The sequence below is a fragment of the Mycobacterium sp. NPDC051804 genome (assembly GCF_044452905.1).
GTDB lineage: Bacteria > Actinomycetota > Actinomycetes > Mycobacteriales > Mycobacteriaceae > Mycobacterium.
Map to the genome: position 1 here is coordinate 128,801 of NZ_JBITCD010000007.1, position 24,786 is coordinate 153,586.

Below are 24,786 nucleotides of genomic sequence, written 5' to 3' on the forward strand. Positions count from 1 at the left end.
GGGTTCGGGTCACTGCGCACCATCGCGTGAGGAATTGAACATCGATGTCACCGCCGCCAGTTCGTCCGCCGACAGCCCTGAGGCAGCCATCGGCTCGTGGCGGACATCGGCGGTTTCGGGCGCACTGCCCTTTTCGTCGACGGCGGCCGCCAGCTCGTGAATCGCCGGATACTCGAACACCATTCGCGCGGTCAGCGCCAGCCCCGCGTCGCGCGCCCTGGCCGCCACCTGCACGGCGAGAATGCTGTCGCCACCGAGGCTGAAGAAGTCGTCGTTGCGACCGACCTCGGAAAGCTCGAGCACCTCGGTCAGCATCGCGGCGAGCGCACGTTCGGTGTCGGTGCGGGCGGGTTCGAATGGCCCTGCCGGACCTGACGGACCGGTCGGCGTCAACGGCGTGGTGGCTTCGATGTACTCGATCTCACCGGTGTCGGACCAGCGGGCCCGCTTACCGGTCGGCCGCAGGTGTGCGCCCTGCTCGTCGTCGTGATGGTCGTAGACGTCACCGATCACACCGACCGCCACCGGATCCCGCCATTGGTCAAGCACGCTGATCCCGGCGGCGGCGCTGAACCCGTACACCCGTTGCCGTTCTTCACGATCGGCGACCTGAATGTCGCGCAGCCGTTGATCCGGATCGTCGGCGAATGCGGCGAGCACCCGGCCGAGCCAGCGGACCAGCCGCTGCGCGGTCGTGCGCCGGTACAGGTCGGTGCGATAGATGACGTGCCCGCGGTAACCGTCGTCGCCGCCGGCTGAGCCAGTTTGCGCAGAGGCGAAGAAGTTGACCGACAGGTCGGCGTGCGCGACATCGAACGGCGGCTCGAGCGCGGTGAACACGGTGTCACCGTCGGCCGACGACTCCACGACCTGCCCTTCGGGTAGGGCTTCACGCACGTGCACGACAACACCGAAAAGTGGGTTGCGCGACAGCGAACGGGCCGGCCGGACAGCGTCGACCACCTGATCGAACGGCAGATCCTGGTGGGCGTAGGCGCCCAGCGCGGTGTCTCGGGCCTGCCCGAGCAGTTCGCGCAGCGTCGGGTTGCCCGTCAGATCGTTGCGCAATACGACGATGTTGATGAAGAACCCGACCAGTTGATCGAGCTCGGCCTCGGTGCGGCCGGCCACCGGGGTGCCCAGCGGGATGTCGTTGCCCTCACCGGCTTTGTGCAGCGCGACGGCGACGGCCAGCTGCAGCAGCATGAACTCGGTGACGCCCAGCTGCTGACTGAACTCGGCGAGCTTCGTGCGGATCTCACCGTCGATGCTGAACTCAACGGCATCTCCCTCACCGCTGAGCACCGGCGGACGTTCCAGGTCGGGCGTCAGCCCCGGATCCTCGGGCAGGCCCTCGAGTCGTCCGCGCCAGTAGTCGCGTTGTGCCACAACGGGTCCGTCGGTGTCCGCCAACAGTGCGGCTTGCCATGCCGCGTAGTCCGCGTACTGCACGTTCAGCGGCGCGAACGACGGCGCCTCGCCGGCCACCCGGGACCGGTACGCCGCGAGTAGGTCGTTGAACAGCACCATGGCCGACCAGTGGTCCGCCGCGATGTGATGGACCACAAGCGACACCACGTGTGCCTCGGGTGTCGACAGCACGGCCGCGCGGACGGGCAGCGCACCCTCGAGATCGAAGATGTGTCGCCGCTCGTTGCCGAGTTCGGCGTCCAGCCATGCCTCGTCCTCACCGCGGGCGCGTCGCACCGAGATCGGTTCGGCGCCTGCGTCGTTAACGATCTGATAAGGCACACCGTCGATTTCGCGGTAGGTGGTCCGCAGGACCTCGTGCCGGGCGACGACGTCGCGTACCGCGTCCACGAAGGCGTCGGCGTCGCACGGCCCGGTGAGCCGCGCCGCGAACGGGATGTTGTTGACCGGGTTGGGCCCGTCGATGCGGTACTGGAACCACATCCGCAGCTGCGACGCCGACATCTGCAGCGGTCCGTCGTGCGGAACGGCCACCAGCCGCGGACGCTGCGAGTCCGACGCGGATGTCGAGTCGATGCGCTCGGCCAGCTTCGCGACTGTGCCGAGCTCGAAGACCTCACGCACACCGATGTCCACGTTGCATTGCGATCGCACCGCCGCAACGAGTTTCGTGGCGAGCAGCGAGTGACCACCGAGGTCGAAGAACGAATCGTCGGCGCCGATCCGGTCGCGGCCCAGCAGGTCGGCGTACAGGCCGGCGACGCGCCGCTCGGTGCCCTCGGCGGGTTCGCGATATTCGGCCCCTACCCAAGAGTCGACGTCGGGTTCTGGGAGCGCGGCCCGGTCGATCTTGCCGTGCGCGGTGATCGGGATCTCGTCGATCACCACGTACGCCGCGGGCGTCATGTACTCGGGCAGCGCCGCGGCCACGCGGGCGCGAATGCGTTCGATGTCGACGTCCTCGGCAGCCCCGGAAGGTGAGTCGGCCGGCGTGAGGTACCCGACGAGGCTCTTGCCCAGGTTCGGCAGCTCGCTGACCACGACGACCGCCTGACCCACGCTGGGGTCGACGGAGATCGCGGCGGCGACCTCTCCGAGTTCGATGCGGAAGCCACGGATCTTCACCTGCTCGTCGGCCCTGCCGACGAACTCGATGTCGCCGTCGGCGTTGCGGCGCGCGAGGTCGCCCGACCGGTAGAGCCTGCCGCCCGTTGTGAACGGGTCGGCGACGAAGCGCTCGGCGGTCAGCCCCGGCCTGCGGTGATAACCCTGCGCGACATGCGTTCCGCCGATGTAGATCTCGCCGATGACACCGGCCGGGACGGGCTGCAGCGCGTCGTCGAGCAGGTGCATCTGGGTGTTGATCTTCGGCGTGCCGATCGGCACGATCCGGGTGCCCTGCTTGCCCTGCACCTTGTAGCGGCTCGCGTTGATCACCGTCTCGGTGGGTCCGTAGAAGTTGTGCAGCAGCGCGTCGAACGTACCGAGGAATTTGTCGGCGAGCTCACCGGGCAGCGCCTCGCCGCCAATCGGAACCCGCTGCAGAGTGCGCCACTGGTTCACCCCGGGCAACGAAAGGAACAGTCCGAGCAACGACGGCACAAAGTGCATCGACGTGATGCCCTCGTCGTGTAGCAGGTCGGTGAGATAGCCGACATCGCTCAGACCGTCGGGGCGCGGAATGACCAGCCGCCCACCGCATGCCAGCATGCCGAAGATCTCCCCCATCGACACGTCGAAGCCCGGTGAGGCGACCTGCAGCAGTCGTTCGTTCTCGTCGATCCCGTAGTCGCCCTTGAACCAGACGAAGTACTCGGCGACGGGCCGGTGCACAACGGGCACGCCCTTGGGCAGGCCGGTGGAGCCCGATGTGTAGATCAGATAGGCGGTGCTCTCCGGTCCGAGCGGACGCACCCGTTCGGCGTCGGTCGGGTTCGTCACCGGGTAGCCGTCCAGCCCGTCGACGGCTCCGCGCAGGACGAGTTTCGGGTCGGAGTCGGACAGGATGAAATTCAGCCGGTCCTCTGGATAGGTAGGGTCGACCGGCAGGTACACCGCCCCGGCCTTGATCAGCCCGAGCGCGGTGATCACCAACTCGGGAGAACGGTCGAGCAGTACCGCGACGCGGTCTTCGGTACCGATCCCCTGTTCGATCAGCCAATGCGCGAACCGGTTCGCCGACTCATTGATCTCGCGGTAGGTGTAGTGGCGCCCCTCATACACCACGGCCGTCGCATCGGGGCTACGGTCAACCTGCGCCTCGACCAACTCTGCCAATGTCGTTGCTGGAGTGTTGAATTCCTCTCCGGCGGAGACCTTCTGCAGCCAATCGGCGTAGGCGGGCCCCATCAGGTCGAGATCGCTGATCGGCGACTCGGGGCTCGCCAGCGCACTGTCGAGCAGCACCACGTAGTGCTCCAGCAGCTGTCGTGCCAGCCCGGCGTCGAGCACCTCGACCAGGTATTCGGCTTCGACCTCGATGCCCGAACCGTCGAACTCGACCATGAACCCCAACGGCAGCTGGGTGAACTGGCTTCGTAACTCCGCACGCTCGCAGGTGATTCCGGCTGGATTGAAGCCGTGGCCGTCGGCACCGCGCGCTCCGAAGCTGACGCGCGTCATGCGCTCCACACCGTGCCGGCGATCGGGATTGATCTCGGCGACCACCCGGTCGAGGTTGACCCGCTGATGAGCGAAGGCACCGACTGCCGTGTCGCGGGCGTCGGTAATCGCCTCGCGGAACGTCTGGCTCCGCCGCGGGCGCAGGCGCATCGCGACAGTGTTGCCGTAGTAGCCGATGACGCCATCGAGGTCGGCGGTCCTGTTGAGAACCGGCGCGGCGACGAGGAAATCGTCGGAATGGGTGTAGCGGTGGATCACCACACCGAACGCGGCCAGCAGCACCATGTACGGGGTCGCGCCGGACTCCTTCGCCACGGCGGTCACGCGATCGACGGTCGCGTCGGGTAGTCGCAGAGTGGTGCGCTGCGACCGGTAGCTCGTCGGGATCGCAGATCCGTTGGGCCCCGGCAGTTCCAGCGGTTCTGGCGGGTTGGCCATCACGGTGCGCCAGTAGTCGAGGTCGCCGTCGACGGAACCGGAGACCGGCGCCGGAATCGGGGTGGGTGCGGCGAGCTGCTCACCGCTGTACGCGCGGGTGAGGTCGGCGAAGAACACGTCCCAGCAGCCGTCGTCCCACGCGATGTGATGCGCGACGAGCAGCATGACGTATTCGTCGGAACCGGTGCGCACAACCGTAAGGCGCAGCGGCGAATCGGAACTCAGGTCAAACGCTGCGCTGAACTCCCGCTGCGCCAAAACTTCCAGCCGCAACCTGCGGGAGTTTTCGGACAACTCGGACAGGTCATGAGCCGACCAGCCTGGCGTCAGATCGTCGTGGACGGTCGGCTGCGGCTCACCGTCGGCGTCGGCGCTGTACGTGGTGCGCAGCAGCGCGTGACGCGCAGCGACGGCGTTCACACTGTCGCGTAGCCGCGAGACGTCCAGTGCGCCGGTGATGCGGTAGGACAGGCAGATATTGAGGATCGCCCCGGTGGGATCGGCCATCTGAACGAACCACATGCGACGCTGTCCGTCGGAAAGCGCGGCGTCGGCCGGATCGCCTGCCGTCGGCTCGCCCGACCTCAGGCCCTTCTCGGAGAGCCTGCGCCGCAACAGCTCCAGCCGTCGCTCATCGAGTTGTTCGCGGATATCGGCGATGTCAGTCACGCGTCGTTTCCACCTTGTCTGATCGGGTGTCGAGTGCGGCGATGAGTTCGGCGCTGGTGATGCCGCCGAGCAGGGTGCCCAACGGCACCGATCCGCCGGTTGCCCGCTTGAGCCGCTTGCGCAGGTCGAGGGCGAGCAGTGAATCCAAGCCGAGGTCGAGCAGGGATGTCTGTTGGTCGATCGTCGCCGCGTCGATGCTGAGCACCGCGGCAACTTCGGCGATGACCCGGGCCGGGCCGTCGCCGTTGGGGGTGATGTCTGATGCCGCCACCGCAGCGGTTTCCCTGGCGGTCTGGCTGTCGAGGAATTTCCGCAGGCGGTCGGTGTCGGCGGTCATGATCAGCGGATCGGCGACGTAATCCCGCAGGCTGGCGGCAACCGCGGATGCCGGTGTCATCGGCAGCAGGCCGGAGCGTTCGATCGCGCTGACGCCGGCACGTTCGGTGATACCGCTGCCGCGGCCGGGGTCGGTCCGCCACAGTCCGTATCGCAGCGCGACGCAGTGCTGACCCTTGGCGCGAAGCTGACCGGCCATCACGTCGAGCATCCGGTTGGCGGCCGAGTATGCGGCGTGGCCGCGACCGCCCCACACCCCGGACACCGACGAGCACACCAGAATCCGCGTGTCCGGACGCAGCGGCCACAGGTCGGTGATGCGCGCGAAGCCGCCGATCTTGGCGGCCACCGTATCGGCGAACGCCTCCGCGGAGACACCCTTCACGTCGTCGAAGGTCGCGGCACCCGCCGCGTGAATCAGGAGCGACGCACCATCGCCGCCATGCTCACGCGCGACGGTCGACACCTGTTCGGCGGAGCGTAGATCGCACGGCGGGCCGACGATCTCGATGCCGCGGAAGCTGGCGACGCCCGCCAGTTCCGCCACGGTCGCCGCGTCGACACCCGCTCGGCTCAGCAGGACGATGCGACGGGCGCCGTGCTCGGCGAGGTAGCGCGCGAAGTGAAGGCCGACGGCCCCACTTCCGCCGGTGATGACGATGTTGTCGAGGAGCCCGTCATCGAGCTTCCAGTCCTGAGCGGGAGCGTCCGGCTCGGGCAGTGTGCGAACGAAAACGACGGGGCCGGAAGCACCGTCGCGGACCGCTCCTTCGTGCACATGGCTGCGTGCGGCGTCGATGACGGCCGACGCGGTGGCGTCGTCGATCTCCCAAGACGGCAGATCGAGATGGCGGAAGGCATGATCGGGATGCTCGAATCCGATGCTGCGCTGCATCGCCGCCAAAGCGGCCTGCGCCGGAAGCGCCACGGGTTCGTCGAGCCGTACGTGTTCGCCGCCGACAGTCACCAGGCACACGTCGCAACCGTTCGCTCCCCCGGCGTCGGCGTAGTCGAAGAGGCCGCCACCCACCAGTCGGCCGATCTGTTGTGCGGCCACCTCGGCATCGGGATGGTCGAGCAGCGGGGCGATCGCGAGAATCAAATCGGCCTCACCCGGTTCGGCCGGTTCCGCGTCGCCATGCCGCTCGATGGCGGTCCTCAGTTGCGCCGAGAGCGCACTTCCGGGACCCGCGAGGTCGACGACCGCGATGCGCTTTATCCCGCCTGCCTTGGCGGATTCGGTTCTCTGTTCCCACTTCTCGCTCGAGACGGTCAACCCGAACACCGGCGCAAGCGGTTGGGGCTCGGCCCACACGTGAACGTCACGCATCGGCGCGTTGGGAAAGCCCTGCAGCACGGGAATGTTCTTGTCGACCAAATCGGCCCAACCGAAAGCCGGGCCGGTGACCCCAACGACGGCGATGCCGGCCGACAGGGTGTCGACGAGAGGTTCGTCGCGTCGTCCCGATCCGACGATGAGCGAAGGCTCAGGCCCGTCGCCGGTCAGATCTTCCAGCGCGAACAACAGCGATGCGTGCGCCGACAGTTCGACGAACCGGGTGGCGCCGTGTCTGCGTGCGGCGTCGATGGCGCGGTCGAAACGCACAGTATCGCGCAGATTGCGATACCAGTAGTGGGCGTAACCGGTCCCCGCCGGTACGGCTTCGCCGGTCGCCGATCCGATGAATTGCACTGGTGCGTCGTTGAACTGACCGCTCGGCAACAGTGCCGACAGATCGTCGTGCAGCGCTTCCAGCGCGCTGGTGTGGCCTGGATAGTTCACGTCGAGTTCGCGGGCAAACAGACCCTGAGTCGACGCGGCGGCCACCAGCGCCGTGACGGCGTCCAGCTGACCCGAAACCACGACCGCCGATTGCGAATTGACCGCCGACACCTCGAGCCAGCCGTCGACGGTGGTGAGCAGTCGCTCGGCGTCCTCGACCGAAATCCCCAGCGCCGCCATGCGGTAGTCGCCGTGCAGGCGATCGACCGCCCTCGCGCGCGCGACGACGACAGTGACCGCATCTGCAAGCGCCGTACGTCCGGCGATGTAGGCCGCTGCGACTTCTCCCAGACTGTGACCCACCGTGATATCGGGCACCACGCCGCAGGATTGCCAGACATGCGCCAATGCCACGGCGTGAATGAATTGTGCTCCCTGGATCTCGACTTGCGACCAGTCACCGTCATCGGCCTGCGCGGTCAGGTACGTCAACGGCGACGGTTGGCCGGCGGCGACGAAGGCCTTTGCACATTCATCGGCGTGCGCGCGGTACACCGGCGATCGATCGTAAGCGTCGGTGCCCATCGACGGCCATTGGTTGCCCTGTCCGGGGAACACGAAAGCTGTTTTCCCGGTGCCTGTTTCCGATGATCTTGCCACCATCGGGTGTTCGGTTCCTGCGCTGATGGCCTGCAAGCCTTCGGTCAATTCGGCGATGCTCCCCGCGCGCACGACGGCTCGATGCCTACGCAGCCTCCGCGTCCGCAACAACGTGCCTGCAACCGCCGACACGTCGGTGCTGCGGTGCAGGTACCGCATGATCGCTTCCGCGTCGGCGGCAAGAAGTTCCTCGGCGTGTGCGGTGAGCACTACAGGCAAGCGCCCGTCGGGAAATCCGTTGGCGGGCATCAGGCGGCCTCCGGCATGGAGACGATCACGTGCGCGTTGGTACCGCTCATTCCGAACGCCGTCACCGCGGCCAGACGATGACCGTCCGTCGCGGGCCATGGTGTGAGTTCGGTGGCCAGGCGTAAACCCTGTTTTTGCCAATCGATTTCACGGCTCGCCTCGTCCGTATGGAGGCTCGCAGGCACGGCGGCGCGCGCGGCGGCGATGAGCACCTTGGCCAGGCCGAGCCCGCCCGCCGCCGCCTGGGTGTGGCCGATGTTCGACTTCACCGATCCCAGTAGGGCGCCGCGGCCCGGTTCGGTGGCGCCGTATGTCTGTGCCAGTGAGATGAGTTCAGTGCGGTCGCCGAGTCGGGTTGCGGTGCCGTGACCTTCGACCATGCCGACGTCTTCGGGACGCACGCCGGCCTGGTCGAGCGCACGTTGGAAAAGCCGCGCCTGCGCCTCGCCGCTTGGTGCCGTCAGACCGACGGAGCGGCCGTCCTGGTTCAGGCACGTCGCTCGCAACTCGCCGAGTATGTGGTGGCCGTCGCGCACTGCCCCGGAACGTCGCTGCAACACGAACATCGCCGCACCCTCGGCCCATACGGTGCCGCTCGCGTGCGCGCTGTAGGGACGGCAGTGGCCGTCGTCGGAGAGCGCATGCTGTTTGGAGAACTCGACGAAGAAACCCGGTGAGCCCATCACGCAGACCCCACCGGCGAGCACCATGTCGCAGTCCCCAGACCGAATCGCCTGTGCGCCGAGGTGAATTGCACTCAGCGTCGAGGAGCATGAGGTGTCGATGGTCATCGCCGGCCCGGTCAGGCCGAGCGTGTAGGCGATCCGCCCGGAAACCGGACCCAGGGCGGTACCGGCCATCAAATGGCCTGTGAGGTTGGTGAATTCGGCAAGATCGGGGCCGTAGCCCATCGTCGATGCCCCGACATAGCAGCCCACATCGTGACCGGCGAGGTCGTCGGGGTTGATTCCGGTGTTCTCGAGCGCACGCCACGCGACGCGCAAAGCGACCCGCTGCTGCGGGTCCATCGCAACGGCCTCGCGCGGCGAGATACCGAAGAATTCGGCGTCGAAAGTCGCCCCACCGGAGAGGAATCCGCCGAGATCGTGAATCGGCTTGAACCCGTCGCGGTGTGATCCGTCGAGAACCTTGCCGACCGACCAGCCGCGGTCCCGCGGGAAGGGGATCAGCCCTTCGCGTCGCTCGGACAGCAACGACCAGTAGGCGTCGGCGGTATCGATGCCGCCAGGCGCCTCGATCGCCATCCCGGAGATGACGATGGGGTCCGCATCGTCAGACCTCATTGACCAACTCCGCGACAGCGTCGATGTGGTCGTTGATGTAGAAGTGCCCGCCATCGAAGAGCGACAGCGTGAAAGCTCCGCCGGCGTGGGTCGTCCACTGACGCAGCATCTCCTCGCTTATCCGGTGGTCCCCACGGCCGCCGATGGTGTGGATGTCGGCGCGCAGTTGAACGTCGCTCCCACACGCGTAGCGGTTGAATGCCAGATAATCCGCGCGCACAGCCCGAACGAGCAGATCGACGAAGTCTTCGTCGGCGAGCAGCCGCTCATCGGTGCCGCCGAGGTCGACCATGTTCGCGATCACCTCGGCGTCGGCGGTGGGAAGGCGCGGCGACGTTGCGATCGTGAACGGCGCCTGGCTCGCCGACACCCAGAGGCTGCTCAGGTCCGCACCCTTGGCTTCGGCGACGCGCGCGAACTCGAAGGCGATCACCGCGCCCATGCAATGGCCGAACAGTTTCAGCGGTCCGAGTTGGGCCCAGTCGCCGGCGTCGAACAGCTGTGCGGCCAGCTCCTCGACGGTTTCGGGGGCGGGGTGGGTCAGCCGGTCCGCTCGCTGTGGGTACTGCACGACGTAGACGTCGGCGCCCTCGGTGGCCAGCGCCGCGGCGAAGCTTCGGTATGCCGCGGCGGCGCCACCGGCGTGGGGAAATACGACGGTCGCGCCGTCGCTTGCCCGTCCCAGGGACCGCTTGATCCAGGGCTGGAAGGTCAGTTGGCTCTGTTCGTCAATCATCGGCAGGTCGGCGATGGTCTCGGCGGGGGTTCCGTAGGTCTTTCTGAGTGAGCCTGTGAGCGGCCTGCGGCATCGCAGCGATAACGCACAAAACCCCTCCCAGGATGAATTAGCGCAGGCTGTCCTAAGTTTGTGAGGTTACCCTAATTGAGGTTGTCGAACACCCATACATCCGGGGTGTGAGCAGGTGAGCTAGCCCACGTGCGCGTATGTCCGGACGGCCCGCCAGCTGGGCAGACGTGGTGCACATAGGTCCGGGGGCCCAGAAGTCTTCTGCCGGGCGCCGACGGTAGCGTGAGTGGCTAGTTGCCCCGGAAAGGAATAGCGCATGGATCTGGCCGGTGTCGGAGTGTGGAGTTCACAGTTGCGCTACGGCGACGCCGGGGAGGCCGCCGAGGCCGCGGCCGATCTTGAGGAGCTCGGATTCACCGCGCTGTGGATCCCCGATGTCGGCGGACCGGTGCTCGATTCGGTGAGCCAGCTGCTGGGGGCGACCAAGAGCGTCGTGATCGCCACCGGAATCCTGAACCTGTGGATGCATGAGCCCGCGGATGTGGCGACGGCGTATGCCGAGCTGACCGCCAAACACGGTGAACGCTTCCTGCTGGGCATCGGAGTGAGCCACGCTCCGCTCATCGACTCCAAAGAACCGGGCCTATACAAGAAGCCGCTCGCTGCGACGCGCGCGTACCTCGATGCCATCGATGCGACCGATAACCCGGTACCGGTGGCCAACCGGGTGCTCGCCGCGCTCGGCCCGAAGATGCTCGAACTATCCGCGACGCGGTCCCGTGGCGCGCATCCATATCTGGTGACGCCGGATCACACGCGCTATGCCCGCGAGCATCTCGGCGAGGGCCCGCTGCTGCTTCCCGAGCAAACGGTGCTACTGACTGAGGACAGGGACGAGGCGCGCTCGCTTGGAACCGATTGGCTGCGTTCGTATCTGGCCCTGCCGAACTACGCCAACAACCTCCTGCGCTCCGGCTTCACCCAGGAGGATGTGACGTCGGTCAGCGACCGGCTGTTCGACGCGATCATCGCGTGGGGCGACGAGGAGACCGTGCTTGGCCGGGTGAACGAGCATCTGTCCGCGGGCGCCGACCACGTCTGCGTGCAAGTGCTGACCGCCGATCCCAGGGAGTTCCCCCGCGAGCAGTGGCGTCGACTGGCCGCCGCGCTCAAGTAACCGCGGGCCGAGTGGCCACTTATTGGACACTTTGCGCTGAAAGCGTCCGATAAGTGGCCACTCGTCGCGGTGAACTACCCGCCCGCCAGTTCGGACATCACTGCGGCGCTGTCCATCCCGGTGACCTCCAGGTACACCTCGGCGACCATGTTGAGTCGATCGCCGTCCGGTTCACGACCGACGAGTCGCTCGGAAAATTTGGCCACACATCGCGCCGCGAACATATCGGTGACAAGCACCGTGGGCGTGTCAAGCCAATCCCGAACCCGGGCGACCACCTGGGTGGCCAGCACGGAATCGCCACCGAGGGAGAAGAAGTCGTCATCGACGCCGATCTTGTCGCCGGGCACGTTCAGAACATCGCCGACGATAGCCACGATCGCGGCTTCCAGCGGTGTGGATGCTGGCCGATAGATGTCAGCGGCGGGCAGTTCGGCTTCAGCCAAGAGCCGGGCGGCGGCTTTACGGTCGAGCTTGCCGTTCACGGTGAACGGGATCCGGTCACTGACCACGATGATCTTCGGAATCATGTGCGCGGGAACGAGCTCGGTCAACGCGGCCGCGACGGCATGCGAATCCAGGCCTGGGTCATCGGTGCGCACCAGCGCCGCCAGCACATCAGGTTCGCCCGGGATGACGGCGGCCACCGCCGCGTCGATGTGCGGTATGCGCTTGAGCGCCGCTTCGACCTCACCGAGTTCGATGCGGTAGCCACTTATCTTGATCCGATGGTCGATGCGGCCGACGAACTCCAGGGTTCCGTCCGGTTGATAGCGGACGAGATCGCCTGTCCGATACCAGGTTCGGCCGTCGTGTTCGACGAACTTCTCGGCCGTCAGATCCGGCCGCCCGCGATAGCCGCGGGCGATGCCTCGTCCCGAGAACCACAACTCGCCCGGCACCCAGTCCGGGCAATCTGAACCGTCAGCTGCCGCCACCCGGCATGCGTTGTTCGGGAACGGCGTGCCGTAGGGAATCGATGTCCAGTGTGCGGGCGGGTCGTCGACCTCGCAAATCGTGCCGTGCACGGCGGTTTCGGTCGCACCGCCGAGGCCCGCCGCCCGCGCTGCCGGCGCTGACTTACGAAGTCCCCGAATGAGTTCGGGCCGCACCCAGTCGCCGCCGAGGAGCACCACGCGCAGGGTCGCCATCCGCCTGCCGCCGACCTTGAGCAGCATGTCCAGCCAGCCGGGCATCCAGTTCAGGAACGTCACCGAATGCTTTTGGATCAGGTTCGCCCACACGTCGGGGTCCCGACGCTGCGCCTCGTCCACGACGACGACGGCACCCCCGGCCCGCAAAATCGCGAAGATCTCCAGCACCGACATGTCGGCCTCGAGCGAGGCCAGTGCCAGGCTCCGGTCCGACGGGCCGAGTTTGTAACGACCGTTGACGAATTCGACGGTATTCATCACCGCGTCGTGGGTTAGCTCTACACCCTTGGGCTCGCCCGTCGACCCCGACGTGAACAGCACGTAGGCCAGGTCGTGCGGTTCGACCGGCGTGGGTTCCGCGTCGGCGGAGCCCTGCATCGCCGTCGACGCGGTGATGACCGGCACGGTGGTCTCGACCGGATCGGCGCCTCCGCACAACAGCAGGGCCGCGACACCGCTGGATTCGAGGATCCGGGCGGTCCGGTCAGCGGGCTGGTCGGCGCCGATCGGTAGGTAGGCCGCGCCGGCAGCCAGGATGCCGAGCAGCGCTGGGATCTGCTCGGCGCACTTGGGACCGATCAACGCCACCAAATCGCCGGGCCGAACCCCGCTGCCGCGCAACGCTTCCGCGACCGCAAGCGCCCGGGTACGCAGCTCGCCGTAGGTCAGGTCGCCGTCGTCGCTGAACACTGCCGGCGCGTCGGGTGTGGCCAGCGCATTGCGGAAGAACCCGTCGTGGATGGTCTCACCGCTCGGCGGTGCCGTCATGCTGTTCACCGCCGCACGGACGGCGCGTTGCGCCTCGGGCACGGCGGGCGGATCGGTTGCGTCCCATGCCGCGTCATCCATGGCCAGCCTCGTCAACTCGGCCAGGTGGTAGGCGAACATCGCGTCGGCGACACCGGGACGGAAGGCATCCACGCGAACGTCCCAGTTGATCATCAGACCGGTGGCCAGCGGCGTCGCCTGCGCATCGATGAGCACCTGCGGGCCCTGCGAAATCGTCCACACCGGGGCGCCGAACAGATCGGTGACCTCTCCGGCGAACAGATCGCCGAGCCCGAGCGCGCTGGTGTACACGATCGGCGCGAGCACCTGGTTGCCGCGGTGGCGCCCCAAGTCGCGCAGCACGGACAGGCCGGAGTAGCTCGAGTGACGAGCGGTGTTGTGCAACGTTTCCTGCACGGCGCGAGTCCGCTCCGCCGGTGTGGTGGTGCGCGTCAGGTCGATGTCGAGCATCAGCGACGAGGTGAAGCAGCCGACCAATTTTTCAACGTCGGGGTGGAACGGTTCCCTACCGAACATCGGCAGGTTGAGTAGGAACCGCGAGCCACTCGACCAGCGCGCCAACGCATTCGAGTACGACGCCCCCACGGCCATCGCAGGCGTGAAGCCGCGCCGGTGCGCGGCCGCGAAGAGCGCGTCACGCGTCTCGACGTCAAAGATGTGCCAGAGCCGGACGCTGCTCTGAGGGTCGGCCTGTTCGGCGGGCGGAACCAGCGGCAGCGCAGGCGATTCGGGCAGCTCGGGCATGCGTTCGGCCCACCACTGTTTGTCCTCGTCCGAAGGTCCCGGATCGACGGCCGCCAGCGCGGCCCGGTACCGGCGGTAGGTGTAGCCCAGTTCTGGCAGTTCCCCGCCGCGGTAGAACACCGCGAGATCGGCCATGAACTTGCGATAGCTCACCGCGTCGGCGGCGTTCATGTCCATGTCGACGTGCAACCGTGTGCGCCCGTCCGGGCGCAGCGACAGGCTCAGCTCGAGCACATCACCGTTCAGCAGTTGATGCGACTTCTGCTGCCGAATGGTTTCCAGCCGCTCCTCGGCCGCGTCGGCGTCCAGCTCGCGCAGGTCGTAGACCGTGACGGGAAGGCCGCGCTCACCGATCCGCTGGGTACCGTCGGGCAGGATCTCCACCCGCAACATCGGGTGGCGCGCAACCAGTTTCGCTGCCGCCTCGCGCAGGCGGTTCGGATCGACGTCGGCACCGTCGAATTCCACATAGAGGTGTGCGGCGACGCCACCGAGTTGTTGATCGTCGTTGCGGCCCAGCCACATCGCGTGCTGCATGGGCGCCAACGGGAAGACACCATCGTCGTCGTCGCCAAGATCCACCGATTCGGGTGCGGCGGATTCCTCTCCGCCGGAGTGCTGTGCGACCAGCGCCGACCATGCCGCCACCGTCGGGTTCTCCGCCAGCGCGGCGAAGTTGACCGGGATCCCCTGCTTACGCCAGCGACCCGACAGCGACATCATGCGGATCGAGTCCAGACCGGAGGCGATGAGGTCGGCGTCGGGGTCTACCTCGTCGGCCGGCACGCCGAGCAGTTCGGCCACTTCCTCACGGACGGTGCGGACGGCGGCACCATTGTTCTCTGTCGCGCCACCCGCAACACCCACGCTGTCCCTCCAAATTAGTACAGGCTGCCCTAACTAACCCGGCGAGGCTACCTTATATTCGAGGCACCGAACACGCCTACCCGGAGGGGTCACACCCACTCATGAGCACCGGTTTAGACCCCCAACAGAGCGACCTGACGACGGGTTTTGTGCCGTTCCCGGCCGACCGTGCCCAGGAGTACCGCAGCGCCGGTTACTGGACGGGCCGCAGCCTGGACTCCATCCTCAGCGACGCCGCCGCGACGTGGCCGGACCGCGCCGCGGTGATCGACCCGGACGTGACCTACACGTTCGCCGAACTGGACACGCGCGCCGACCGCATCGCGTCCGCTCTGGCCGACCGCGGTATCGCCGCCGGCGACCGGGTGATGCTGCAGCTGCCGAACTCGGCGCAGTTCGCCGTCGCGTTGTTCGGCCTGCTGCGCGCGGGCGCTGTCCCGGTGATGTGCCTGCCGGGTCACCGCTACGCGGAGCTCAGTCATTTCGCCGACGTGAGCGGTGCGGTCGGACTCGTCGTCGCAGACCGGGTCGCCGGTTTCGACTACCGGGATCTGGCGCAGGCTCTCGTGAACGACAATCCGCGGCTGAGTCGGGTGTTCGTGGACGGCGATCCCGGCCCCTTCCAATCATGGTCGGAGCTCGCCGATTTCGACGGTCCGATGCGCGAGCGGGCGCCGGTCGACCCGAGTACGCCCGCACTGCTGCTCGTCTCGGGCGGCACGACAGGTCTACCCAAGCTGATCGCCCGTACCCACGACGACTACGTCTACAACGCGACGGCGTGTGCGCAGGCGTACGAAATGACCGGCGAGGACGTGTATCTGGTCGCGCTACCGGCGGGACACAACTTTCCGCTCGGCTGCCCGGGCCTGCTGGGCTCCATGACCGTCGGCGCCACGACGGTATTCACCGCCGACCCCAGCCCCGAATCGGCGTTCGCCCTCATCGACCAGCACAAGATCACCGTCACCGGCCTCGTCAACGCGCTCGCCAAGGTGTGGACCCAAGCGTGTGAATGGGAACCCGTGCTGCCGACGTCGCTGCGCGCGGTTCAGGTGGGCGGCTCACGGATGACGCCCGAGGAGGCGCGCTACATTCTTGACGGGTTGACCCCCGGCCTGTCCCAGATCTTCGGCATGGCAGAGGGAATGCTCAATTTCACCCGCATCGGCGATCCCATCGACGTCGTGGTCAACACCCAGGGCAAACCGATGTCGCCACTGGACGAGATGCGCGTCGTCGACGAGGCGGGCGCCGAGGTCGCCCCGGGCGAAGAGGGTGAGCTGTTGGTGCGCGGCCCATACACCCTCAACGGCTACTACCGTGCCGACGAGGCGAACGCTCGGTCATTCAGCCCCGACGGCTTCTACCGCTCCGGGGATCGCGTGCGGATCTTCGACGACGGCCCGAGAGCGGGTTACGTCGAGGTCACCGGGCGCATCAAGGATGTCATCCACCGCGGCGGAGAGACCGTGTCGGCATCCGATCTGGAAGAGCACCTGTTCGCACATCCGGCGATCTACACCGCAGCCGCGGTCGCCCTGCCCGACGACTACCTGGGCGAAAAGATTTGCGCTGCAGTCGTCTTCAGCGGTCCTGCAATCACACTCGCCGAATTGAACCAGTTCCTCGACGAGCGGGGCGTGTCCTCGCACTCGCGCCCCGACGTGCTCGCGCCGATGTCGACGCTGCCCAAGACCGCGGTCGGCAAGGTCGACAAAAAGAAGGTCGTCGCGCAGCTCGCGTCGTCCTGACGCACTCGATGGTCAGGAGACCGGTACCTCGCGGGACTCCTGCGCGGTCTCCGGTGAGGCGAGCAGCTCGGTGATTCGCTCCGACACCGCTGCGGCCGTGGGGTACTCCCACAGCAGCGTCGGCGGCAGGGACAAGCCGGTCTGCTTCTCGAGCTGACGCAACAGCCCGACGGTCATGATCGAGTCGACGCCGATCTCGACCAGCGGCAGTCCGGCGTTTACGTCGTTCTCCGGCAGTCCGATCTGCGCCGATACGGCAGCGACGACACACTCGACCACCCGCTGCGGGTCGGGCTCGCCGTCGTCTCCGACGAAGCTGCCCAGCGCCGACTCTGCCGGCGCCGACTCGTCCTCCTCCACGGGCGCGACGTCGGCGAGCATTGGGACCGCTGTCGCCGCCGGGAGCACAGGCAGCACAACGACATTCGGTTGGTCGCCACGCATCGCCAGGTCGAGCGCTCGGACCGCCTCGTCAGCGCCGATGGTACCCATGCCCAGCGCGTCGAGCTGAGCCGCGACGAAACCGGACGTCGAGCCCATGCCCAAGCCTCGCCACGCGGTCCAGGCGATGCTGACGGTGCGGTCGCCGAGGCCACGGCGGTGACGGGCCATGACGTCGAGGAAGGAGTTCGCACACGCGTACGCACCCTGTCCGGGGAAGCCCGCGAGGTAACCGCACGACGAGAACAGCACCATCCAGTCCAGTTGCTCCGGTGGAAACACCTCATGCAGCGTCAAGGTGCCGTCGACCTTGGGGTGCATGGCCGTTTCGAAATCTTCGGCGCTCGTGTTGACCAGCAGCGCACCGGCTTCCACGCCTGCGGCGTGGATGACACCCCGTACCGGCGGCAGGTACCGCAGAGCGACGCGTAGCGTCTCAGCGGCGTCGTGCGCGGCGATGTCGAGCGGCATGATGTGGACTGATACGCCGCGCTCCTCGAGCGCGGCCACGGTGCGAATCAGCTCGGATTCCGCCGCATCCCGCCACTCGGCGCGGTCCAGCATGCCCGAGCGAGACAGCAGGACGATGCGTCGAGCACCGATGTCGGCGAGCCGCTGCGCCATCCGCAGGCCGAGAACGCCTGTGCCGCCGGTGATCAGGTATGTACCGCCAGCCGAACACTGCATCGGTGCACCCGTCCCCCGACCGGCGAATGCCAACCGCGCGGACGTGGCCTCGCCGTCGCGGATCACGACGACGGGATGACCACGTAGCGATGCGAGTGCGCCGACAGGCAGGTTCGCGTCACCGATGTCGAGGACCCCTCCGAAGATCTTGGGATGCTCGGCGGCAGCGACTCTGGCCAGCCCCCAGAGCGGCGCGTGCACAACATTGCCGCCTTCGTGCACCCGCTGGGTGAGCACCCACACGCGGGCCTTAGCACCGCGATCCAGGAGGTGCCGCAACGTCTGCATCACGACCTCGACCGACTTCTGCGGCGTGTCATGCGCGCGTGGCAGCACCAGCACCACGGCGTCGCGATCCAGTTCCGTGGCAGCCGTGTCGATCTCGGCCGGTTCGGCGTATGCCGCGTACGGTACGTCGGCGGCGGCGAGGTCGCGGGTGACGAAGCGCCGGGTGTCGGCGTCACCGCCGACGACAAACACCGCGGATGGCCGGTCGTCCGGTCCCCACGGGACCGAATGCCACGTGACGTGATGCAGCATCCGCGAGAGATCGCTACCCGCAGGGTTTTCGAGCTCCTCGAACGACATCCCGGTCAGAGATACGTGCACAGCGCCCGACTCCTCAGCGATCACCACGTCCGTCGTGGTGGTTCCGGGCCGTCGTCGCACGTGCAGCACCGCCACCGCGGGCGGACGGCCGTACACCTGCACGCGCTCGATTCGGGCGGGCATCCGCAGTCGCGGTGGTCCGTCGAAGATGGTGGAGGCCGCGGACGTCGCCGCATCGAGCAGCGACGCCCACGTTGCGGGCTCGGTCCGCTCGCCGTCGGCGGCGACCCGCGCGATCAGCTCGCCGTCGCCGCGGCGCATGTCGACGATCTCCCAACCGAACCCCATCGCCGCCACGCCCAGCGTCGCCAGGGTTTTCACGACATGGTCCGCCGGAAGAGACTCTGTGCACCGCTGTTGCGCGGCGGACTCGTCGAGCACCTGCCTGAGCAGGTCCTCGATGTCGTCGTCGGCCGCGGCGACCGCGCTGCTGTGGGTCAGCCACCCGCCGTCGTCGGTCGTATCGTCGTCGTCAACCAGTCGCGTCGAAAGGGTCAGGCCGCGGTCCTGCAGCACCACCTGCACATCGCGGGCCCGGCTGGGCGCCACGGGCGTCCGCAATCGGACATCCACGAGATCGGTTCCCGACCGGTCAGCGCGAGTGTTCAGGTTGGCCACCGCGCCAAGGAAAGTGTTCAAAATGACTGCGGCAGGCACGATTTCTGTGTTCTGCACGGGGTGGTTGCCCGGGTACGGCCGACTGTCCATGTCCAGCCGCGTCTGCCACACGGTGGATGGGACCGCGCCGGTCACGTCCATCCGCCCGCCGAGCAGGGTGTGGGTGTCGACGTCATGAACTCCGCGGCCACCGGGCGGCGGCGTCGGCGTGCGCCAGAAGCGGCGGTGCTGCCACTGCGTGACTGGTAGCGAGTCGGCCCACGGCGCGGAGGCGCCGATACCGTGCCTCACGGGGACACCGTGGCAGTACAGCGCACCGACCGCCGTGGCCACCGACTGCAACTCCGGACGGTCGCGACGCAGCACCGGCACGACCGCGTGCTCGTCGATCCCCGCGTGCGTCAAGGTCTCGACGATCGAATGCGCGACGACTGGATGCGCGGAAACTTCCAAGAACAGGCGATGGCCGTCCTCGGCCGCGGCCGTCACCGCCTCCGCGAAGCGCACCCGATCACGCAGGTTGGCCACCCAGTAGTTCTGGTCGCGAGGCGCCGTCGACCGCGGGTCGGTCAGTGCCGTTGTGTACAAAGGTATTTCGGCGGGACGGGACGGCGGCAGCTGGCCGGTGAGCCGGCCGAGTTCGGCGGTGAGCGCATCCATCACCGGACTGTGAAAAGCCACGTCGGTGTTTACCCGGCGGATCATCACGCCGTCGTCGGTCCAGACCTGGCAGATCTGCTCGACGGCGCTGACGGTGCCGGACACCACGGTCGATGCGGGTGACGCGCTGATCGCCGCCACCACATCGGGATGCTCCTCGAGTCGTCGCTCGGCTTCGGAAAACGGCAGACGAACCAGCGCCATGGCGCCGCTGCCCATCACCGACTGGAATCCACGCGCCCGGTAGCACGCCACCGCGGCGCCCACCGTCAGGTCGAACACACCTGCCGTCACACACGCGGCGACCTCGCCGACCGAATGCCCGATCACCGCCGCGGGGGTCACTCCCCTTTCGCGCAGCACTGCGGCGAGGCCCACCTGCATCGCAAATGTCAACGCCTGCACCCGGTCTGTACCGCCGAGCTCGCCGGTGCGCAAAGCATTCCGCGCGCAGAATCCCAGCTCCTTGCGGAACACCGGATCGATCGCGTCGATGACCGCGCCGAACGCAGGTTCACGGTCGAGCAGCTGCTGCCCCATACCGGCCCAGTGCGATCCGTGGCCGGAGAACACCCAGACGGCGCCCTCGGTTGCCAGCGCACTGCCGGTGACGACCAGCGGATCGGGGTCCTCGCCAGCGAGAGAGTCCAGCCCGGCCACCAGACCGTCGATATCGTCGGCCACCACTGCGGCCCTTGATGATTCGTGTGTGCGGCGCGTCCATGCCGTGGCCGCGACTCGATCGAGTGTGTCGTCGCCGGCACGCAGGTGGTCGGCCAGCGCGCGCGCCTGGGCCCGCAGTCGGGCCGACGAGCGCGCAGAGACCGGAACGACCGTCGGCGCGGCGGAAATCTCAGCGGCGGGCGCGGTCTCGGTTAAGGGCGCTTCCTCCAACAGAATGTGCGCGATCGTGCCGCCGTAGCCGTAGCTGCACACCGCGGCGCGGCGCGGTACGCCGACGGTGCGTGCCCACGGTTCGACCGTCGTCGGCACCCGTAGGCCGCTGCTCGCCCAATCAACCGCGGGGGTAAGAGTTTTCACGCCGGCAGTCGGCGGGATGGCCTCGTGGTGCAGGGCCAGCGCCGCCTTGACGAGGCCGACCACGCCCGCGCCACCCTCGAGGTGACCGACGTTCGGCTTCACCGATCCGATGCGGCACAGCGCATCCGCGGGGCGATCGACCCCGTAGACGGACGCCAGCGCCCTGACTTCCGTGGGATCGCCTGTCGGCGTACCGGTTCCGTGCGCCTCGACGAAGTCGACGCTCGCGGGTGGCACACCGGCCGATTCGCATGCCCGCGCGAACATGTCGGCCTGGGCGTCGCCGTTGGGCGACATGATGCCGACCGTGCGGCCGTCCTGTGCGATCGCGCCGCCACGTACGAGGGCCAGCACCCGATCACCGTCGCGAACCGCGTCGGCAAGCCGTTTGAGCACGACCACGGCCGCGCCCTCGCCGCGCCCGTAGCCGTCGGCGCTGGCATCGAACGTCTTGCAGCGACCGTCGGGCGCCGTGGCCCCAGCCTCGTCGAGGACCCGGGTCAGTCCCGGGCCGATCAGCGCGCTGACACCTCCGGCTAGGGCCAGCGACGTCTCACCGGATCGCAGCATCTGGCAGGCCTGGTGCACCGCCACCAGCGACGCGGCGCACGCGGCGTCGAGTGCGACGCTCGGCCCTCGCAGGTCGAGCAGATGTGACACGCGGTTGGCGATTCCGCACAGGGACGTGCCGATCCCGGTCCAGGCTTCGATGCCCGGCAGGTCCTCCATGATCAGCTTGCCGTAGTCGTCGGAGTTGACGCCCATGAGGACAGCGGTGTCGCTGCCCGCCAGGGTTCGCGGCTGCACACCCGCGTGTTCGAGCGCCTCCCAGCTCACTTCGAGGGCCAGTCGCTGCTGGGGATCCATCAGTTCCGCTTCGCGCGGGGACACCCCGAAGAACTCGGCGTCGAATCCAGCCAGGTCGTCGAGGAAGGTGCCCCAGCGCGTGGTCTCCTTGAGCACCGCGGCGTTGCGCGGGTCCCGGCGCAGGTACGGCTCCCAGCGCTCCTCCGGCACCTCTCGGACGTCACTTCGACCTTCGGTCAGGAACGTCCAGAATTGCGCCGGGTCGTTGATGCTGCCTGCCAGTCGGCAGCCGATGCCGACGATTGCGATGGGCTCTGGGATGGCGGCCATGTCAACGAAGCCCCAGGCGCTTCGAAGTCTGGCTAGCCTTGCCTAACAAACCCCGCATGGTGGCTATCCTGGCATACGAGGCGTCGGAATTGGTCTTTACGCAGGGCCGACGCGGTGATCACGAGCGTGGCGCCGATCACGTTCCGAAGCGCTTGCGCGGTCGCTAATTTCGGCGAGAGCGTTCAAAGAGTGGTGACTGCTAGCGGTTCATCGGTGCCGGTCACCCGGATGTCGACACTGCGTATTTCCGACGTCGGGATACTCGTCGCCGCCGACAATCCGGTGGCCTCGTCACCGGCCGGACGCCACGAACCCACGACCACCTGTCCGCCGCTCTTCGTCGTCACGACGATGTCGTAGCTCTCGACATCGCGCGACCACTCCTTGGTGTACTCGCAGGCCCAGTTCAGCTCGGTGCCCCACTTCTTCTCAGTGACGGCGAGCTGGGCATTGAGGCCGGGACGAGACCCAGGCTGCATCGGCGACATCGCCACGGTCTGCACCGCCGTCGGGCGGGGGAAGACCGTCGCCCCCACGACACCACCGATGATCGCCAATGCCGCGGCGGCCGCGACCACGCCCGCGATGCCGGCCCGTCGGGATCGCCGCTTCGCCGACGCGGCGGTCAGCGATGCGACGTTGTCGGGGCGATCTTCGGCCGGCGGGCTGCCCGGCAGATCGGTCAATGCCAAGGCCTCTTCGGGACTGAGCACATCAAGAATGTCGGGCATCCCCGCCAGCTCGGCGAACTCGGCGTTTCGCTTTGGGTTCGTCGCCAGGTAGTTCTCGTAGGTGCGCCGGTCCTCCGGATTCAGCGCACCGAGGACGTAGGCCGCATCCCATTCGGCTAGGTCGTCGGGTCTGTTGTCAGTCACGACCAACCCCCCTTTCCTGCAACGCAATTCGTAACGCGCGCATCGCGTAATGAAGTCTGGATTTGACAGTTCCCTCGGGAACCTGTTCCTGCTGAGCGATATCGGCCACGGTCTGGCCGAGGTAGTACGCGCGCACAATCGCGTTGCGATGATCACTGGACAGCGACTTCAGCGCGTCGGCCAGTACCCACTTGTCGACGGCGGGTCCGATCGCATCGAGTGATGGTCGCTCGGGAAGGTTGTCGCTCTGCAGCTCCCGCGTGAAGCGGGCGCTGCGGCGGTCGTCGATCACGAGATTGCGGGCGACGGTGAACAGCCACGCCCGCGCCGATTCGCTGGGCTGCGTGAGAATGTCGGGTTTCCGCCACAGCCGCAGCAGCGACTCCTGCACCACGTCTTCGGCGAACGGCATGTCGCCCCGCGTCAGGCGCAGTACATAACGCTGCAGGTCGTGACTGTGAGCGTCGTGGATCTCTCGCAGGAGCGCGGCCTGATCAGGATCGGTCATATGCGATGCACCCGCGTATTCCTCGCTTTCCGTCGTCGTCGCACAACACAACGGATCACCACCGCAGAATCGTTCAATCTCAGTCAAGCAGAGTGCGGACCACCGCGTCGGCCAACAAGCGACCCGGGTCGGTCAGGATCAAATGGTCGCCGTCGCGCGTCAACAGCCCGTCGTCGATGACGGTCTGGGCCCGGTCTCGTTCGGCGTCGTTCAAGACGCCAAGTGGCAGCCCGTCGCGCAGCCGCACCCGCAGCATGACGTCCTCGGTGTGCTGCGCGCCGGAATCCAGTTGCTCGAAATCAGCCACCGGCAACATCCCGTCGGCCAATGACTGCGCATAAGCGTTGGGGTGCTTGACATTCCACCACCGCGTCGAGCCGACGTAACCGTGCGCACCCGGGCCTGCGCCCCACCATTCGCCACCGTCCCAGTAGCCGACGTTGTGCCGGCATTCGCCGCGGGGCAGGCACCAGTTGGAGACCTCGTACCAACCCATACCCGCGTCGGACAGGCGCGCATCGATCAGCTCGTAGCGGTGCGCGAGCTCGTCGTTGTCGGGTTGGCGGACCTCACCGCGCCGAACCCGGCGTGCCAGCGCCGTGCCGTCCTCGACGACTAGCGCGTAGGCGGACACGTGGTCGACCTCCGCCTCGACGGCGGCGTCCACCGAGCGCAGCAGGTCGTCGTCGGTCTCCCCCGGTGTGCCGTAGATCAGGTCGAGGTTGACGTGCTCGAAGCCGGCGGCGCGGGCGTCGCGCGCCGCTTCGAGAGCCCGGCCCGGTGAGTGCACCCGATCCAGCACCGCCAGCACGTGCGGAGCGACCGACTGCATGCCCAACGAGACCCGCGTGAAGCCGGCCGTGCGCAGGTGCTCGAACAACTGCGGCGACGTCGATTCGGGGTTCGCCTCGGTGGTGACCTCGGCGTCCGGGGCGAGCGTGAAGTGCGCGCGGATCGCGTCCAGTACGGCGGCCAGACCGGGACCGCCGAGCAGCGACGGCGTGCCGCCCCCGACGAAGACGGTGTCGACATCAGGCGTGGATCCCAACCGATCGGCCGCGAGGGCCAGCTCGGCGCGCAGGGCTACCAGCCAGCTGTCGGGGTTCGTCCCGCCCAGTTCGGCGGGGGTATAGGTGTTGAAGTCGCAGTACCCGCAGCGCGCGGCGCAGAACGGCACGTGCACGTAGATGCCGAACGCGCGGCCCGGCGTCAGCGCCAGATCTGGCAGCTCACGCACACCTGCCGTCCGGACTGTCATGCAGACAGTTTCCCAGATCCCGCCTTTTGCTCACGGTGAGCGCAAATCTGGCCCGGTTAGGGCATTTGTCGGTGCCCGTGGCACAATTGGCATCGTGAAGTCCGCCCGCATCTTCCCCCACCGCGTATCGCTGGTGGTGCGGCGCCATGTCGACTTCAAGCGCGTCTGTACCTGTTGTTGTCTGCCCTGACGCGCTGACCTGCCCACCTGTACTTACAGCTGGCCGCCGGATCTGCGCCGCCGGTCAGCCCACCGGTGAGATGCGCGATCCGGCTCCACTAAGGAGC

General features: G+C 67.5%; 12 protein-coding genes. 3 read left to right on the forward strand and 9 right to left on the reverse strand.

Annotation, left to right across the window (positions count from 1 at the left end; all coding sequences use genetic code 11):
* Positions 1 to 9: 9 nt before the first annotated feature.
* Genes ACIA48_RS26590 through ACIA48_RS26605 form a run of 4 tightly spaced genes read right to left on the reverse strand, consistent with a single transcriptional unit; the run spans position 10 to position 10,168 of the window.
* Entirely contained in the window at positions 10 to 5,160 is a 5,151-nt protein-coding gene (locus ACIA48_RS26590; protein WP_396738726.1) for an amino acid adenylation domain-containing protein, read from the reverse strand.
* On the reverse strand, positions 5,153 to 8,128 hold the full coding sequence (mbtD, locus tag ACIA48_RS26595; RefSeq protein ID WP_396738728.1) for a mycobactin polyketide synthase MbtD: 2,976 nt from the start codon (positions 8,126 to 8,128) through the stop codon (positions 5,153 to 5,155). Before mbtD ends, ACIA48_RS26590 begins: the two co-directional genes overlap by 8 nt.
* Positions 8,128 to 9,432 (reverse strand): polyketide synthase, encoded by a 1,305-nt coding sequence (locus ACIA48_RS26600; protein ID WP_396738730.1) that lies wholly within the window; start codon positions 9,430 to 9,432, stop codon positions 8,128 to 8,130. The genes mbtD and ACIA48_RS26600 overlap by 1 nt, the downstream gene beginning before the upstream one ends.
* Positions 9,422 to 10,168 carry a thioesterase II family protein gene (locus ACIA48_RS26605; RefSeq protein WP_396738731.1) on the reverse strand — a complete coding sequence of 249 codons (747 nt, stop codon included), beginning with the start codon at positions 10,166 to 10,168 and terminating at the stop codon, positions 9,422 to 9,424. Before ACIA48_RS26605 ends, ACIA48_RS26600 begins: the two co-directional genes overlap by 11 nt.
* Before the next feature lie 328 nt (positions 10,169 to 10,496).
* Between ACIA48_RS26605 and ACIA48_RS26610 the strand changes: the two genes are divergently transcribed.
* Positions 10,497 to 11,357, forward strand: coding sequence for an LLM class F420-dependent oxidoreductase (locus ACIA48_RS26610; RefSeq protein ID WP_396738733.1), 861 nt, complete (start codon positions 10,497 to 10,499; stop codon positions 11,355 to 11,357).
* Between the two features lie 74 nt (positions 11,358 to 11,431).
* Here ACIA48_RS26610 and ACIA48_RS26615 read toward each other — a convergent pair whose 3' ends face one another.
* Positions 11,432 to 14,911: an amino acid adenylation domain-containing protein gene (locus ACIA48_RS26615; RefSeq protein WP_396738735.1), complete on the reverse strand. Its 3,480-nt coding sequence runs from the start codon at positions 14,909 to 14,911 to the stop codon at positions 11,432 to 11,434.
* A gap of 101 nt (positions 14,912 to 15,012) precedes the next feature.
* Here ACIA48_RS26615 and ACIA48_RS26620 point away from each other — a divergent pair, with 101 nt between their 5' ends.
* Positions 15,013 to 16,665, forward strand: a complete 1,653-nt coding sequence (locus ACIA48_RS26620) for a (2,3-dihydroxybenzoyl)adenylate synthase (RefSeq protein ID WP_396738737.1) — start codon at positions 15,013 to 15,015, stop codon at positions 16,663 to 16,665.
* A 12-nt stretch (positions 16,666 to 16,677) separates the two neighbouring features.
* On the opposite strand, the gene ACIA48_RS26625 is transcribed toward ACIA48_RS26620, so the two are convergent.
* From ACIA48_RS26625 to hemW, 4 genes are all read right to left on the reverse strand, one after another.
* Positions 16,678 to 21,858, reverse strand: a complete 5,181-nt coding sequence (locus ACIA48_RS26625) for an SDR family NAD(P)-dependent oxidoreductase (protein ID WP_396738738.1) — start codon at positions 21,856 to 21,858, stop codon at positions 16,678 to 16,680.
* A 182-nt stretch (positions 21,859 to 22,040) separates the two neighbouring features.
* Positions 22,041 to 22,733 (reverse strand): hypothetical protein, encoded by a 693-nt coding sequence (locus ACIA48_RS26630; protein ID WP_396738740.1) that lies wholly within the window; start codon positions 22,731 to 22,733, stop codon positions 22,041 to 22,043.
* Positions 22,726 to 23,241, reverse strand: a complete 516-nt coding sequence (locus tag ACIA48_RS26635; protein ID WP_396738742.1) for a sigma-70 family RNA polymerase sigma factor — start codon at positions 23,239 to 23,241, stop codon at positions 22,726 to 22,728. Before ACIA48_RS26635 ends, ACIA48_RS26630 begins: the two co-directional genes overlap by 8 nt.
* Positions 23,242 to 23,320: 79 nt before the next feature.
* On the reverse strand, positions 23,321 to 24,499 hold the full coding sequence (gene hemW, locus ACIA48_RS26640; RefSeq protein WP_396738743.1) for a radical SAM family heme chaperone HemW: 1,179 nt from the start codon (positions 24,497 to 24,499) through the stop codon (positions 23,321 to 23,323).
* On the opposite strand from hemW, the gene ACIA48_RS26645 reads away from it, so the two are divergent.
* Complete coding sequence (locus ACIA48_RS26645) at positions 24,498 to 24,689, forward strand: Ms4527A family Cys-rich leader peptide (RefSeq protein WP_396738745.1); 192 nt, start codon at positions 24,498 to 24,500, stop codon at positions 24,687 to 24,689. The genes hemW and ACIA48_RS26645 overlap by 2 nt on opposite strands.
* The last annotated feature ends 97 nt before the right edge of the window (positions 24,690 to 24,786 follow it).